Origin of the sequence: Acinetobacter sp. ANC 4654, assembly GCF_002135425.1 — a bacterium.
GTDB lineage: Bacteria > Pseudomonadota > Gammaproteobacteria > Pseudomonadales > Moraxellaceae > Acinetobacter > Acinetobacter kyonggiensis.
Map to the genome: position 1 here is coordinate 138,059 of NZ_NEGL01000003.1, position 15,182 is coordinate 153,240.

Annotated in this window: 17 protein-coding genes; 4 read left to right on the plus strand and 13 right to left on the minus strand. The window is 40.5% G+C overall.

Annotation, left to right across the window (positions count from 1 at the left end; translation table 11 throughout):
- Window positions 1–51: 51 nt before the first annotated feature.
- From B9T24_RS06510 to B9T24_RS06530, 5 genes are all read right to left on the minus strand, one after another.
- Entirely contained in the window at window positions 52–456 is a 405-nt protein-coding gene (locus B9T24_RS06510; RefSeq protein WP_086165037.1) for an ExbD/TolR family protein, read from the minus strand.
- Window positions 456–1,079, minus strand: coding sequence for a MotA/TolQ/ExbB proton channel family protein (locus B9T24_RS06515; RefSeq protein ID WP_086165038.1), 624 nt, complete (start codon window positions 1,077–1,079; stop codon window positions 456–458). Before B9T24_RS06515 ends, B9T24_RS06510 begins: the two co-directional genes overlap by 1 nt.
- A 20-nt stretch (window positions 1,080–1,099) precedes the next feature.
- A complete protein-coding gene (locus B9T24_RS06520; protein WP_086165039.1) occupies window positions 1,100–1,876 on the minus strand; it encodes a TonB family protein in 777 nt (258 codons plus the stop codon).
- A 208-nt stretch (window positions 1,877–2,084) separates the two neighbouring features.
- Window positions 2,085–2,951, minus strand: coding sequence for a formyltetrahydrofolate deformylase (purU, locus tag B9T24_RS06525; protein WP_004649868.1), 867 nt, complete (start codon window positions 2,949–2,951; stop codon window positions 2,085–2,087).
- A gap of 78 nt (window positions 2,952–3,029) precedes the next feature.
- Complete coding sequence (locus tag B9T24_RS06530; protein WP_086165040.1) at window positions 3,030–3,731, minus strand: TetR/AcrR family transcriptional regulator; 702 nt, start codon at window positions 3,729–3,731, stop codon at window positions 3,030–3,032.
- A 116-nt stretch (window positions 3,732–3,847) separates the two neighbouring features.
- On the opposite strand from B9T24_RS06530, the gene B9T24_RS06535 reads away from it, so the two are divergent.
- The 4 genes from B9T24_RS06535 to B9T24_RS06550 all read left to right on the plus strand — a co-directional run bounded on the left by B9T24_RS06535 (window position 3,848) and on the right by B9T24_RS06550 (window position 7,722).
- Window positions 3,848–5,296, plus strand: a complete 1,449-nt coding sequence (locus B9T24_RS06535) for a coniferyl aldehyde dehydrogenase (protein WP_086165041.1) — start codon at window positions 3,848–3,850, stop codon at window positions 5,294–5,296.
- A gap of 161 nt (window positions 5,297–5,457) precedes the next feature.
- Entirely contained in the window at window positions 5,458–5,694 is a 237-nt protein-coding gene (gene rpmB / locus B9T24_RS06540) for a 50S ribosomal protein L28 (RefSeq protein WP_086165042.1), read from the plus strand.
- A gap of 12 nt (window positions 5,695–5,706) precedes the next feature.
- Window positions 5,707–5,862 carry a 50S ribosomal protein L33 gene (gene rpmG / locus B9T24_RS06545; RefSeq protein WP_001205031.1) on the plus strand — a complete coding sequence of 52 codons (156 nt, stop codon included), beginning with the start codon at window positions 5,707–5,709 and terminating at the stop codon, window positions 5,860–5,862.
- A 141-nt stretch (window positions 5,863–6,003) separates the two neighbouring features.
- Window positions 6,004–7,722, plus strand: a complete 1,719-nt coding sequence (locus tag B9T24_RS06550; RefSeq protein WP_086165043.1) for a cation:proton antiporter — start codon at window positions 6,004–6,006, stop codon at window positions 7,720–7,722.
- 399 nt (window positions 7,723–8,121) lie between these two features.
- Here B9T24_RS06550 and B9T24_RS06555 read toward each other — a convergent pair whose 3' ends face one another.
- The 8 genes from B9T24_RS06555 to B9T24_RS06590 all read right to left on the minus strand — a co-directional run bounded on the left by B9T24_RS06555 (window position 8,122) and on the right by B9T24_RS06590 (window position 14,965).
- On the minus strand, window positions 8,122–8,400 hold the full coding sequence (locus B9T24_RS06555) for a hypothetical protein (RefSeq protein WP_086165044.1): 279 nt from the start codon (window positions 8,398–8,400) through the stop codon (window positions 8,122–8,124).
- Window positions 8,401–8,504: 104 nt separating this feature from the next.
- Entirely contained in the window at window positions 8,505–9,008 is a 504-nt protein-coding gene (locus tag B9T24_RS06560; protein ID WP_086165045.1) for a DUF6586 family protein, read from the minus strand.
- A 74-nt stretch (window positions 9,009–9,082) separates the two neighbouring features.
- Window positions 9,083–9,445 (minus strand): ASCH domain-containing protein, encoded by a 363-nt coding sequence (locus B9T24_RS06565; RefSeq protein ID WP_086165232.1) that lies wholly within the window; start codon window positions 9,443–9,445, stop codon window positions 9,083–9,085.
- Between the two features lie 44 nt (window positions 9,446–9,489).
- On the minus strand, window positions 9,490–9,768 hold the full coding sequence (locus B9T24_RS06570; RefSeq protein ID WP_086165046.1) for an RNA recognition motif domain-containing protein: 279 nt from the start codon (window positions 9,766–9,768) through the stop codon (window positions 9,490–9,492).
- Between the two features lie 97 nt (window positions 9,769–9,865).
- On the minus strand, window positions 9,866–11,854 hold the full coding sequence (locus B9T24_RS06575; protein WP_086165047.1) for an ATP-dependent helicase: 1,989 nt from the start codon (window positions 11,852–11,854) through the stop codon (window positions 9,866–9,868).
- A 423-nt stretch (window positions 11,855–12,277) separates the two neighbouring features.
- Window positions 12,278–13,420: a glycerate kinase gene (locus B9T24_RS06580; protein WP_086165048.1), complete on the minus strand. Its 1,143-nt coding sequence runs from the start codon at window positions 13,418–13,420 to the stop codon at window positions 12,278–12,280.
- A gap of 82 nt (window positions 13,421–13,502) precedes the next feature.
- Window positions 13,503–14,075, minus strand: coding sequence for an HdeD family acid-resistance protein (locus tag B9T24_RS06585; RefSeq protein ID WP_086165049.1), 573 nt, complete (start codon window positions 14,073–14,075; stop codon window positions 13,503–13,505).
- Between the two features lie 131 nt (window positions 14,076–14,206).
- A complete protein-coding gene (locus tag B9T24_RS06590) occupies window positions 14,207–14,965 on the minus strand; it encodes a hypothetical protein (RefSeq protein WP_086165050.1) in 759 nt (252 codons plus the stop codon).
- Between the last annotated feature and the right edge of the window lie 217 nt (window positions 14,966–15,182).

Here is a 15,182-nt window from a genome sequence, read left to right on the forward strand (position 1 = left end):
ATTTCAGAAATAAAAAAAAGCGACCTAAAGGTCGCTTTTTAAATGATCAGATTAGTTATCACTGAGGAAAGCAATATCACTGAGCCCGGCTTCGCTCGCACGTGACATGACTTGTGCAACAGTATCGTAACGTGCTTCTTTATCTGCACGTAATTGAACCGTTGGCTTCTGTTCAGCTTGGCCCGCTTCATTCAAACGCGTTTGTAACTCATCTAAACTAATCACTTCGGCATTCCAAGCCACTTCACCATTGGAATTAATACTTACGGTGATTGCTTTAGGTGGCGGCTGAGTAATTTCCGCTGTGGTTTTTGGTAAAGTTAATGGAATTGATGGGTTAGCAACGGTTGCTGTCACCAAGAAGATGATCATCAATACCAACATAATATCGATGAGTGGAATGAGATTCATCTCATTCATGCCTGCATCGTTGTCTTCACCCAATTGAAAGCCCATTAAGCTTGACCTCCAACTAAACCTTGTTGTGTTGCTTTCGCTTCTACTTTCTGTGCAGCAGAATCTTGTTGCAACATGGTGTCAATTAACAAACCGTGTGCTTGGTCTTGTAACTCATGTGCAAAGCTACGGTTCGCACGCGCACAAATGTTATAAGCCAGTACCGCAGGAATCGCGACCGCCAAACCTAAACCAGTCATAATCAACGCTTCACCCACAGGGGTTGCCACTTGTGCTAAACCAGCTTGACCACTTTTACCGACAGCAACCAAGGCATGGAAAATACCCCAAACTGTACCAAATAAGCCGACAAAAGGTGCCAGTGAAGCAATCGTACCTAAAACAGCAACACCTTTTTCTGCATTTGCTTTTTCCGCAGAAATTTGACGCAATAAAGCTTGTTCTGCAACCGCTTTACGTTGTTCAAAATTCAAAGGCGAAAATTTTGCTTTTAACTTGCTTAACGCTTGAGAAAGTTGAGCATAAGCTTGTTGCTTCAGTTGGCGAGTCCCGATTAAACGTAGAACGAAGATCGTCCATGTTGTAATCGACATTGCCAATAACACGAAATACAGTGTTTTACTCACCGCATCTGCATGTTGCCAATAAACTGAAAAGTTCATACTCGAACTCCTGATAAAAGTTAGCCGTTAGGGTTCAATGTCAATTCAAATGGTTGGTCAGCACTAATTGGATAAGCCACGCCATTTTCTTTGTACGGTTTGAATTTGGAACTACGCACTGAGCGTAAAATCTTTTCATCTAAAGCAGCAACACCACTTGAACGTGCAATACGCGCAGAAGTAATCACCCCTTTTTCATTTGCTTCAATATGCACGACCACCGTACGCGTTTGACCATCTAAATCTTTATTGTTATATGACGGTTTAGGCGAACGACTCCATTGCACACCCGAACCACCAATCGATACACTTTTCGGGGAAGGTGGTGTTGATGGTGCTGGGGGTGAAACAGGTGCAGGCGCTGGTGCAGATTTAATCACTTTCGTTTCAGAAACAGTGGTCGTTACAACTGGAGATGGCGTGGGTTTCGCCTCAACGGGTTTCACAACCGGTTTTGCTGTTTCTGCTTTTTTAACTTGTTGAACTTTCTCGACCTTTTTCGGCGGTGGAGGAAGCTGCTTTTCTACAATTTTAACTTGTTTTACTTCTTTAGGCTTCGGCTTCTCTTTTTTCGGTTCAGCTTTAGGCTTTGGAGGTAATGCTTTTGGTGGCTCTTGAATTTTAACAAAACGAACGTGTAAAGGTTCTTTTTCAATCGGTTTGAGTTCAGGGGTCTTCATTTGCCCCACCGCCCATAACACGCCCATATGACCGACCACCACAGCAATAAGTGCGGTGATAATTTTCTTTTTCATCGGATTGGGAGTTTGCATATGTAGAGCAGAAGATTGACTCATTAAAATCAGTTACCTAATTCAAGCGATTGTTGATCAATAAAGATTTAAACAATCAAACTCATCGGTTAGTACAATTAAAGTAGCCCAATAATAAATGAGAAGTGTTTTCATTTGCAACTATTAATTGGAAAGTTTTAATGAGTTTTTTAAATCAAAAACAAAAAAGGCATGCCTAAAGCATACCTTTTGAATCGATCATTTTAAAAAACTATTGGAAAACAACCGTCTTATTACCATCGACAATAATACGGTCTTCTAGATGCCATTTCACCGCACGCGCCAAAACATTGCGCTCGACATCCTGTCCAAGTTCACGTAATTGATCAACGGTAAAATCGTGATTGACTCGCTCTACATCTTGTTCAATGATTGGACCTTGATCCAGATCAGCCGTTACATAATGCGCTGTTGCACCAATCAATTTTACCCCTTTTTCATAGGCTTGCTTATACGGATTAGCACCGACAAAGGCAGGTAAAAATGAATGATGGATATTAATAATCTTCATTTCCCATTTAGAAACAAAGCTTTCACTTAAAATTTGCATATAACGCGCAAGCACAAGTAAGTCGTTGCCCTGCATGATCTCATCAATTTTTGCGTAAGCTTCTTCTTTATTGTCTTTATTCACAGGGACAACAACAAAAGGAATACCAAAATTTTCAACTGATTCGCGTAAATCTTCATGATTTGACACTACAGTGGTAATTTCACACGGCAAACCGCCACGCGCATGACGCCACAATAGCTCAAGCAAAGCATGATCAACTTTAGACACTAAAACGCCGACTTTTTTAACATCACTCACCAACGCCAAACGCCAATGCATGTTATAGCGCTCGGCTACATTGCTGGCAAAAGTGTGAGTTAAACTTTCTTTACGGCTTTGCAAGTTATCCAGTTCAAACTCGACACGCATGAAATAACGCCCGCCCTGAGCTTCAGTCGCGTATTGATCAAGTGCGGTAATATTTGCGCCTTGATGATACAAAAAACTCGATACAGCTTGCACGATCCCTGGTTTGTCCTCGCAAGTAATCAGTAAACGTGCTGTGTTAGCAGTGGTCATATTCATGTTGGTTTATATCACTAATCAGTTAAATTGAAAAACAAGCCGAGCATTCTAACGCTTTTTTAAGGCTTTCTAAATAGGCTATGTAGCATCGTGATTTTTACTTGAGGATAAGCTCTCAAAAAGTTCTGAAGGCCCCAGTGTTTCAAGCAAATGTTCATAAGTTTGACGACTTTCACCCCGCAAATACGCCCCTTCTAGGAACACCATTTGACGTAATGCCTGCCAAACCCACTTTTCTTCTAAAGTATTTGAATCGGTAATATGACCCGACATATATAAGAAGTTGGTCCAGTTGGTCAAAACAATCCACAAGTTAATAATGAGGGCCTCAATTTCCGAGTCCGTCATTTGCATTAATCCTGCATTCACAAAGGCTTTATAAATTTTCTGCCCCTGCTGCATCACCTGACCGGCAAAACGTGGATACATTTTTCGAAAATCTTCATTATTTTCAACTAAATGATAAACATCACGATGCAAAAAACGATAAGCCCAAAGCTGACTGCTCAGCACTTGAAAATAACGAATCTTATCATTGGCATCGAGCAAACGATCATCTGGTAATGCAAGCATTTCCAAAGTTTCTTTTTGATACTGCTCCATCAATTCTTTGATAATTTCATTTTTATTACGAAAGTGGTAATACAAATTACCCGGACTCATATTCAGTTCAGCTGCAATATGATTTGTTGTCACAGAACGTTCGCCGCGCTCATTAAATAACTGTAAGCTGAGCTGTAAAATACGTTCTTTGGTTTTCACCGTTTTGGAGTGAGACATCCTAAAGTAACCATTCATTCAATAGGTTAGCTAGCTAACACATAAAGTAACTTGACTATTTAGAGCTTTTACTCTAAAAAATAAATTAATCGCTTTTTATTTAATGGTAATCGGTCATGAACAGTCAAACAAAAACAACTTCAATGACACCACATTCTTCTGATATTCAGCACTTACATGATGTGCTAGAACAACAAAAATATGCCTATCAACGCCATCCTTTAGCAACAGCAAAGGAACGCATTGATCGTTTGGCACGCCTAAAGCGTATCTTAGTTAAGTATCAAGATCAATTTGCTGAAGCAATTAATCAAGACTATGGTAACCGTTCCATTGGCGAAACCAAAATTGGGGAACTGCTCACCTGTCTTGAACATATTAAATATTATAGCAAGCATTTGACCCATTGGATGAAACCTTCGAAACGCCATGTTGGAATTATTCATCAACCGGCAAAAGCTTGGGTGCAATATCAACCTTTAGGTGTTGTGGGCATTATTACCCCTTGGAACTATCCTTTATTGTTGTCGATTGGCCCTCTCATTTGCGCGATTGCGGCTGGTAACCATGCCATGATCAAAATTTCAAGTGCATCGAGCGAGTTTGGTCAGGTGCTTGAAAAAGCGCTCAATGAAGCATTTCCGATTGAATTAGTCGCAGTGATCAATGGGGGTGGGAAAATCTCCGATGCCTTTAGCCATTTGGCCTTCGATAAAATTATTTTCACTGGTTCGACCGAAATTGGCAAAACGGTTATGGCCGCAGCAGCGCAAAATTTAGTCCCAGTCATTTTAGAACTTGGTGGGAAATCACCAGTATTGGTTCACCCTTCTATCGATTTGCAAGATGTCGCACAACGTCTGGCGGCAGGTAAATTATGGAATTCGGGGCAAACTTGTGTTGCACCCGACTATATGTTCCTACCGAAAGGCAAAACGGCTGAATTTATTGAACACTATAGTGCCTTTGTCACAGAGATGTATCCGAATATTGAATATAATCAAGACTACACCTCAATTATTAATGACAAACAATACAATCGCCTACAAGGCTATTTAGAAGATGCACGCAATCAAGGTGCTAAAATTATTGAGGTTAATCCTGCACATGAAAACTTAAGCTTAGTTCGGAAAATTGCGCCAACGTTACTAACTGGCGTAACCACAGAGATGCAGATTATGAAAGAGGAAATTTTTGGTCCTATTCTGCCCATTCTAGAATATGATCAAATTGACGATGTTATTGAGTTTATTAATAGCCGTCCTCGTCCACTTGCATTATACTACTTCGACTTTGATCAAGCGCGTGCTGATTATGTCGCACAGCGTACTCATTCAGGGCATTTCGGACAAAATACGGTTTTGACCCATGTTGCACAAGATGACTTACCTTTTGGTGGGGTCGGTGCTTCAGGTATGGGGAAATATCATGGTCCAGAAGGTTTCTTCAGTTTGTCACATGAACGGTCAGTGATGTCTAATCCTAAGCTGTATAGCTTAAAATTTATTCTTCCACCGTTTAACAAGCCGATTCATCGACTAATTTCAAAGACCCTTCTTCGATAACTGATCAAGGCATGATCTATCACACATAATCATGCTGTGTTTTTATTAAATTCGCTTGTCTTTTAAGCGTATTTTTGGTATAAAACGCCCCTTGAATGATTTCATCCGTTTACTTTTAATGACTAGCGCACAATCGGTGCTGTCTAGCAATGGAGTTCACCATGTCTAAGGTTTGCCAAGTTACCGGCAAGCGTCCAATCGTTGGTAACAACGTATCGCACGCAAACAACAAAACCAAACGCCGGTTCGAGCCGAACCTGCATCACCACCGTTTCTGGTTAGAAAGCGAAAAACGTTTTGTACGTCTTCGTTTAACCACTAAAGGTATGCGTATTATCGACAAATTGGGTATCGAAAAGGTTGTTACTGACCTTCGTGCTCAAGGTCAAAAGATCTAAGGAGTCTGAACCATGCGTGATAAAATTCGTCTAGTTTCTTCAGCTGGTACAGGTTATTTCTATACCACTACTAAGAACAAACGTACTATGCCGGAAAAAATGGAAATCAAAAAATTTGATCCAAAAATCCGTCAACACGTAATTTTCAAAGAAGCTAAAATTAAATAATTTTTGCTTTTTTAAAAAAACGACCTTTTAGGTCGTTTTTTTTTGCATTTTTTTTGCCCGACTTGATAAACTTTAAAACAATCTTTTGGCATTTTTTGTGCTTATCCTTTTTACCCTTAACCTAGGCTTAAGGAGTTTTTAGTGCCTCATGACATAGATCTGATTATATTATTGGCCGTTGGCTTTGGACTTGCGCTTGTTTTTGGCTATATTGCCGCTCGTATACGTCTCCCTCCCCTGATTGGCTACCTCATTGCCGGTATTATTCTGAGCCCAAACACACCCGGTATCGTCGCAGACATGCATCTTGCCAACCAATTGGCTGAACTTGGGGTCATGTTCCTCATGTTTGGTGTTGGAATGCACTTTTCCCTAAGTGATTTGATGCAAGTCCGTCGCATTGCACTACCCGGAGCAATTTTACAAATTGCTGTGGCAACCTTACTGGGAATCGGTATTTCCATGATGTGGGGCTGGAGTTTTGGTTCTGCCTTGGTCTTTGGTTTAAGTCTTTCCTGCGCCAGTACTGTGGTTTTACTCAAAGCCTTAGGAGATCGGGGTTTACTCAACTCCGTCAACGGGAAAATTGCTGTAGGCTGGTTATTGGTTGAAGACTTAGTGATGGTTCTGGTCTTGGTTCTCCTGCCTGCCACAGCCGTTTTACTGGGTGGAACCCCTATTGCAGGATCAGATCCTGCTGCAAATATTTGGATGACCTTAGCCATCACCCTGCTTAAAGTTGCAGGTTTTATTGCCTTTATGTTGATTATTGGCAAACGCTTAGTTCCCTTTATTATGCAAATTGTGGCGCGCTTAGGTTCGCGTGAACTTTTCACCCTCACCGTTGTTGCTGCTGCGGTTTCCATTGCTTTTGGCGCCTATAAAGTTTTTGGTGTATCCATGGCACTCGGTGCATTCTTTGCTGGGATGGTGGTCAAAGAATCAGACTTTAGTCACCGTGCTGAAGAAGAAACGTTACCCCTACGTGAAATTTTCTCCATTCTGTTCTTTGTTTCAGTCGGCATGTTATTCGACCCAAGAATTTTAATTGAGCAACCGCTGCATGTGCTTGCGGTGGTGGGGATTATTATGATTGGTAAAACCATTGCTGCTATGGCACTGGTACTGTTCTTCCGCTACCCAATTAATACGGCCTTAAGCGTAGGTGCAAGTTTGGCACAAATTGGCGAGTTCTCCTTTATTCTGGCGACCTTGGGTGTGTCTCTACACCTCTTATCACTGGAAGGTCAAAACCTGATTCTTGCTGGTGCCCTAATTTCAATCACCTTAAATTCTTTTGTATTTTCTGCAATTGAACCCATTCAAAACTGGATTCGAGAGCGCTCGCACTTGGCACGCTTACTCGAACGTAGTGGTGATCCGCTCTCTATGCTGCCAGATGAAGTCTCTCAAGAATATTTACGCGATCAGGTGGTGATTGTCGGTCACGGTGAAGTGGGTCGTCGTATTACACGTGCATTAATGCAAGATGGCATTAAAGTGGTCATTGCGGAAGAAAACCGAGAAATTGTCGAAAATTTACGTGAGAAAGGCATTGCCGCCGTTTCAGGTCATGCCACCGAAGCGGGTGTACTGATTCAGGCGCATATTCAACATGCGCGTTTACTGGTGCTCTCACCAATGGATATTTTAGATATTCATAAAATTGTCGATATTGCCAAGACCTTGAATCCGCAAATTCAGGTACTGGTCTGTGCCGAAAGCAAGGAAGAAGCGGAAGTGATTCGTCGTGAGGCGATTGGTGAAGTGTATTTTGCTAAAGAGGAAATGGCAAAAAATATGACCAATCATATTCTCAATCAAATTCAGATTGCGCATCATCAAGATCCGACGCATTAGATTTTTGTGATAAAAAACGCACTCTTTAGTGTAATGCTGACCAGTCAAGGGGTTTTACAATTAACCCCTTAGCTTTTTAGTTGTTCACAACAGAGTCTTATTATTGTAAATCAAATTTTTGGAGCTCGCTTGTTCTTTTGTTTAGCCAAAAGAACCAAAAGCATTTGTCATCCGCAAAACTCGTCGAATACCTTTTATTGATCAATTCATCGCAGAAACCTTACTGTTTCAAAGTAGTCTTGCCTTGCGCTGCAAAATAAAGCCGTGCTTTATTTATTGCTCAAGTTGCGAATGACGTTTCCGCGTATCTAATAACATGATGAATTAAAAAAGAAAATGCCAGTCAATTTCTTAACTGACTAGCATTCACTCTTTAATGCGTTTTTTTATGGGAAAAAATCAACTCAAATATTGAGGTTGATCATCCACTATTTCTGCCTGCCATTCATTAACTTGCTTTTCCATCATGGCAAATAAAGCAGCTTGCACCATATGTTGTGCAATCACTGGCATCTGATCACCCAAGAGTGTCTTCACTTCATCATTAAACTGAATTTTAACTAAGGGTTCTTTTTCAGAGCCTGCATTTCGCAATGCCAATTCGCCACCTTCAAGTTGAACCAATTCTAAAATCGCTTCTTGATTACCAAATAATTCTTTCAACTGTTCTATAGACATATATCCTCCATGTTCAACATGGTGGCAAAGGCTGTTGCACTTTGCATTACGTAGACTATTTATATAAGGTCAATGCTAAAAACTTCAAGAGTAGATCACAAAGATTAAAACTCAACCATTTCGTTACGAAAACCATCAATCAGCTGGGTTAAATCACGGTGCCATTCACGCAAAATTTTGGTATCAGGCAACCATGCTTGTGGCGTTTGCGTCACTTTAATAATTAAATTTGATGATGTTTCATTTTCTGGTTCTGGCACACTCGGTTCAGGTGCGTATTGACACATACGATAGGCACGCTTTAATTCTGCAATAAAACCGTGTTTTGCCAATTGCTGCATTACCGTGACTTCTGGAGAAACTTGTCCTTTTGCCGCCATATGCTCTTCAATAGACTTCAAAGTGGGTGCAAAGTCATTTAAACGATAATAACGAACCAACTCTTGTAAAAAAGCCAACACTGCGCCATGCAAGTGAAATACGGCAGCTTCACGATGTGCCTGTATCTGTTGAATATGTTCGATTTGCTCTGCTTGTTGACATGAAAGACGTGCAAAATACAGTTTTTGATTGGTACGGTCAGCATGGAAGCGAGCAACACGGGACATAATGATATTCCTAAATTTTGACGTTTTTTACACAGCTAAGATTAAACTTTATTTGAATCAATTCACAATAAAAATTATGCATGATCCATTTCAATTAAATAGATTTTCCGCTTTGCAGGCACTTCAACCCGATTCTTGATGGGGCGAACATTACTCAGTTGCCAAGCAAAATAACCTTCCGCCCAATAACTTGCACATGCGGCTTCAACTTCATTGCGCTGCCAGACATGGACTGATTCGACATCGACCAAAGCAACTGCGACCCCCTGTTCCTCATCAGCATCATGGTTTAAAAAGTTTTTATTTTCGACAAGCAATAAATCTTTTAAAGGGAGTTGCTCAGGGTGCCATGAACGAACCTCTAAAGTTTTCATGCCTTGGGCAATGCGTTGTCCACTCGGTGCCACAATAGAAAGTGCTAAAAACTTTCTTTTCATTTTCATTTACCCATAAAAAAGGAGCCATCGCTCCTTTTTTATCTTTATTTTGCTTCTGACTTAGCGTCAGCTTTCGCTTCAGGCTTATTTTCGGCCTGTTTTACACGAATACCATGTCCATGCAAACGAAGCGTATTTAAACCTTTAATCGCTCTCACGGCTTCACGACCATGTGGCATATCAACAAAGGCAAAACCTTTAGATTTACCTGTTGCAGGGTCTAAAATCAAATTACACGCATTCACAGTACCAAATTCTTGAAATAGCTTCAGTAATTCAGCTTCTGTTACTGTACGCTCTAAATTACGAACTAAAATTTTCATCTCACAACCTTTAAATAGGCAAAATCATCAAAAAGCACTCGCCTACTCGACTTTTTGAACTTCGCAATAAAAAACAAAATAACGCAATTGTTATAGTTTAATCGAGATTAATGCCAAAATCTAAATTAATCGATTGGCGTTCGATTAAAGCGCTTTTTACCGTTTGTTGACGGGTTTTGTGATGGGTTTCCATGGTACACAAATTGCGGGTCAAATCATTGAGAAAATAACTTTCCACTTTACGCCCTTGTTCATCGACCTGATCACGTGCCCAAAGGCTTAAATTCTGCTTGGTCAAAATCAATTCATTTTGTGCACGGGTTAATGCCACATAAAGCACACGGCGCTCTTCTTCCACATCATCAAAACTGCCTTGCGCACGTGCATGTGGATACTGCCCCGCTGTGACATTGGCCACATAACAAATCTTCTGTTCCGTCCCTTTGGCAGAGTGAATGGTAATCAGCGTAACCACATCATCGTCTGATTGGCGTTCAATTTCAGAAATTGACACGGGATCGAGCACATATTCTTCTAAAAATTCACTGAGCTGTGAATGTTTCGATGCCAATTGTTTCACCAACTCAAAATCACCCTGACGGCGATTCCAGTCTTTTTTATAATTTTCAGCAAGCTGCGTTTCAATGGCTTGAATGCCTAGACTGACCGATTCTTTGACTTCATGGCGCAAGACATTCATTTGCTTCATGATCAATAACGTCTGTGCGGGAATGCGAGCAAATTTTTCCAACTTCTCAAAAATACCATCCATATCAGCTTGTTGCAAAAGTTGTTGTGCTAAACGACTTGCGCCTACATCCCCCACACCATTCCACAGCGTCAAGAAGCGCATCCACGCAATATCATCCAAAGGATTGGCAATCACACGCAATAAACTTAATAAATCTTTCACATGTGCAGTTTCAAGTAACTTCATGCCACCAATAAAACGGTAGGGCACATTAGCTTGAATACAGGCGGCTTCGATATGACGTGCAGCAAAACTAGAACGCACCAACACCATATGATCACGCCATGCATTTCCAGCCAAGTAATGACGCTCTTTGATGTCAATCGCAATCCATTTTGCTTCATCAAATTCATTGGGAAAAATATGCATTTTCGGCTTAACACCTTCACCCCGATGCGCATCTAAGCGTTTGTCATATTTGATTTCACTTTGGTCCAGTAACCAATTCGACAAGTCTAAAATTTCTTGCGTCGAGCGGTAATTCTGTTCCAATTTAAAAATCTGCGCGTCAGGTACACGCTCTTTAAAATGGTGAATATTTTCAAAATCCGCACCACGGAAACCGTAAATCGATTGCGCATCATCACCCACACAAAAGAGGCTCACTTTGTCTTTGAGTGGTTCAAGCAAAGCCCATTGCAGTGGATTGGTATCCTGCATTTCATCGACCAACATGTGTTGGCAAATGGAAGATACATAATCAACCAAGCCTTCAGATTGCTCTAAAGCCGAAGCCACAATTGCCAAAATATCATCATAATCCAAGAAGCTACGTGCACGTTTTCGTACTTCATACTCTTGCATAATTGCGGCAATTTGATCTTTAAACACGATATGTTCAGGATGCTGTTTTTCTAAAGCCACACTCAGTTTTTGACGGGTATTTCGTGCAAAAGAATACAGATCACCAAGTTCTTTCGGTTTTGGCAGTTGATTCGGGTTGTTTTTATCATCTTTACCGCGAATCAGACGAAACATCATGATTTGGTCATCACGGTCGATAATCGTGAATTGTTCCAAACCAAATGCTTGAGGAATACGGCGCAATAAATACATACAAAACGTATGAAATGTCGATGCACGTAAGCCTTTGGCTTGCTCGCCCAAAGCCAATTCTACACGTGCCACAATTTCACTGGCTGAACGGCGCGTAAAGGTGAGAATCTGGATTTGATTGGCTGGTACACCTTGATCAATCAGATATGCAGCTCGTGCCACAATGGTTTTGGTCTTACCACAGCCTGCCCCTGCAAGTACCAAGCTATGTTTTGTTTCGGTGGTTGCTGCTTGCTTTTGTTGAGGGTTTAATTCATTAATCAGGGTGGCTAAACTCATGGTGTCTCATCGTGTTAGGTAGATGAGTAGTTTAACAGAGCTATAGATAAATTATGAATTTTAGCCTGATGATCATGGCATAGTTTGATCTATAACAAATCAGCCGATCAAAATGAATAATTACACATCAATAATTACAACGACGATGGAGTGAGCATTTTTTAAATCAAAGCAATTTAAATCAACAAGAATGTCTGGATTCAATTCACACAACCTATCCAGAATAATATGCCGATTTTTAATTCGCCATTTTAAACAAAATTTGATACGAGACAAAACGGCATATATGCCATCCGTTAGATTGGGGTATAGGGACATACCCTCAATCCAACACAGGATTTTTGTTACCTTTCATCCTTGAAAAGTAAGGTGTAACCTACGCAAAAATATTTAAGTTTATTGGGAATAATGTGATCATGCTTGTTACGACGTTAGGGCTAATACCCTAGCAATATTCTGACAGGTTCTTTGCAAATTTTTCTCAGCATTGTCTAAAGCTGTTTGCAAATCACAAGCACCATCCATAATACCAAAAATCGCAGTAAAACCTTCTGCGTAGAGTTCCTCTATGCCTTCTCCCACATAGCCTGCACAGGCAATCACAGGTTTATTCAATTGCTTTGCCACTTGTGCCACACCAAACGGTGTTTTACCAAATTTAGTTTGAAAATCAATGCCGCCTTCACCAGTAAACACATAGTCTGCTTCAGCAATTTTCTTAGCCAATTGGGTTTGCTCAATCACCAGTTCCACGCCTGAACATATCTTTGCACCAGCAAATGCCATGAGAGCAAAACCCAGACCACCGGCTGCACCCGCACCTGCCACATCTCGAAGCTTAAGCCCACATTGCTGCTCAACCAAATCAGCAAAATGACTAAGATTGTCATCCAATTGTTTCACCATGTCAGGTGTTGCACCTTTCTGTGCGCCAAACACAAATGATGCGCCCTGTGCACCACATAAAGGATTATTCACATCACTGGCAATCATGATTTCAACCTGCTTTAAACGCACATCTAAAGCAGAAAGATCAATCTGATGAATTTGCTTCAGTTGCCCACCACCCACAGCAACTTCACCACCATCGATATCATAAAATTTTGCCCCTAAGGCCTGTGCCATGCCAGCACCTGCGTCATTGGTGACACTACCACCTAAACCAATGATGATTTTAGCAACGCCATGATCTAAAGCAACTTTGATCATCTCCCCCGTTCCCAATGTTGTGGTCAGCAAAGGATTACGCTGAGATTTTTCCAGTAGATGAATACCATTGGCTTTTGCCATTTCAATCACAGCCGTTTCAGCATCATCCAGCAAGCCAAAATACGTTTGAACTTTTTGTGTTGGTAGCGGCCCAGTGACTTCACAGAAAATCTGTTGTCCAGCCAATGCTGCCACTAAGGCATCCACTGTTCCCTCACCTCCATCTGCCATCGGCACATGAATAAAGGTCGCATCGCTAAATACTTTTTCAATACCGTGCTGCATCGCCTGACAAGCCTGTTCAGCGCTCAGGCTTTCTTTAAACGAATCTGGTGCAAGAACAAAGGTTTTAGACATAAGACATGATTATGTAGTTGGATTTACAGCTATCATAAGCAATAAAAAAGAGCGCATATAGCGCTCTTTGGTCGAATTTGAGTTAAACATCTGCGGAACTTTTCGGAACTTCTCTTTTAATATACGAAGCCAAAGTCAGATAATTAATACCCTGAAATAAAATATCCACAGCAAGGAATAAACCCAGTACCCAGAAAGGAGCCTCTGGTGACATCAAAATAATGATCCCTGTCAGCAAGGTTAAAATACCTGAAAATAACGTCCAACCCCAGCCCTGAAATGCTCGGAAAATAAAAGCATTAAAGAGACGAATCACACCTGCAACAATCAAAATAATGGCCAAAATATGGGTCAGAACAATGGCAGTTTTGACTGGTGTAGTAAACGCATAATAACCTGCGACTAAATACAAGATACCAAACAATGCCCACAACCAACGAAAACCACCATCAAAAATTTTGAACGCTGCAATAAAATGGATAATTCCTCCTATCATCATCAACGTACCAAATAAAAATACCGCCGAGAGCGTTGCAAAAGGCAAAGATGCCAACAACACAATGCCAAATAAGGTCAGTAAAATTCCCAAAGCTAAATACCACTTTCGGTTTTCATGCAACTGATGTCGAACTAAATCATTTCCTACTGTTTTCATGCTTATTCTCAAGTCTTTTGTTTAGGAATAAATTTATTGTTGACTATTTTCAAGCATTTGTCTGTTTAAAATCTGCATCTTTTATCCACAGCATTTTTTCAAAACTGTGGATAAATTCAGCGTTATCTAGATTATTTCTGCCAGCCCAATTCTATTGCTGTAATTTCATTAATCAACGTCTGTCCCAAATGATCTGGCATTTTGCTTTTGTCTACAGACACAGGAATATGCCCTGCCATCAATTCAGCTTTGGCTTGTGGAAATAAGGGCTGCTGATTGGGATATGCATAGCCAATCGGATACAGCGGCACTCCTGTTGCTAAATCATATTTATCAGTCGCACCAAAGGCATGTAATAACTCATGTACCAAGACGACTTTGTTTTGCTCTGCTTGTTTTTTTGAAGCAAATAAATTGACTGAACCAATTCGTCCATTTTGCAAGGCGGTGGAATGCTTTAACTCTTTGCTTTGTTTGGGATCATAATAATTTAAAAATAGCGTTACACTTGGCGAACCATCGCTACTTTCATGCTGTTTCCATGCATAAAAACGGAATTTCAAACTCCATAAAATACTATCGAGCATCGTGGCATTTTCAGGAACTTTAGGAGGTCGCTGTTTAAGTTCACGTCCCATTTGGAAATAAATCGAAATCGGTTGCCCACGATACTGAGTCGACATTTGTTTCAAATATTCTTGTGCATCGCTCAGGTCATTTACTGACAATTGCTGAATATAGTGTTGTGTCGTCGACTGCCCATCGGCATTCACAGGATGTAATAAAACAATGATGGGTTTATTCCAATCTTGGTTCTGATCACGGTACGCATTGATTGCGACAATGAGTAAAACCATCAATAAACACAGAATTCGAATATTTTTCCACATATCCCCAACATCTCAATATTTTGTATTATTTTCAAATATAATTAAAACACATGTGCATGAGGGAGTCTTTCTGTTCAAGCACAAATTCTTGCAATACATTCGAGACTTTCTTAATAATGAATGTTACTCACTTTTAAAAAGCTTAATTATTCAGGCAATATATAAATGACATTAACTCATGTGATGTAATGAAAAATTTGTTGCACTACCTTAACGA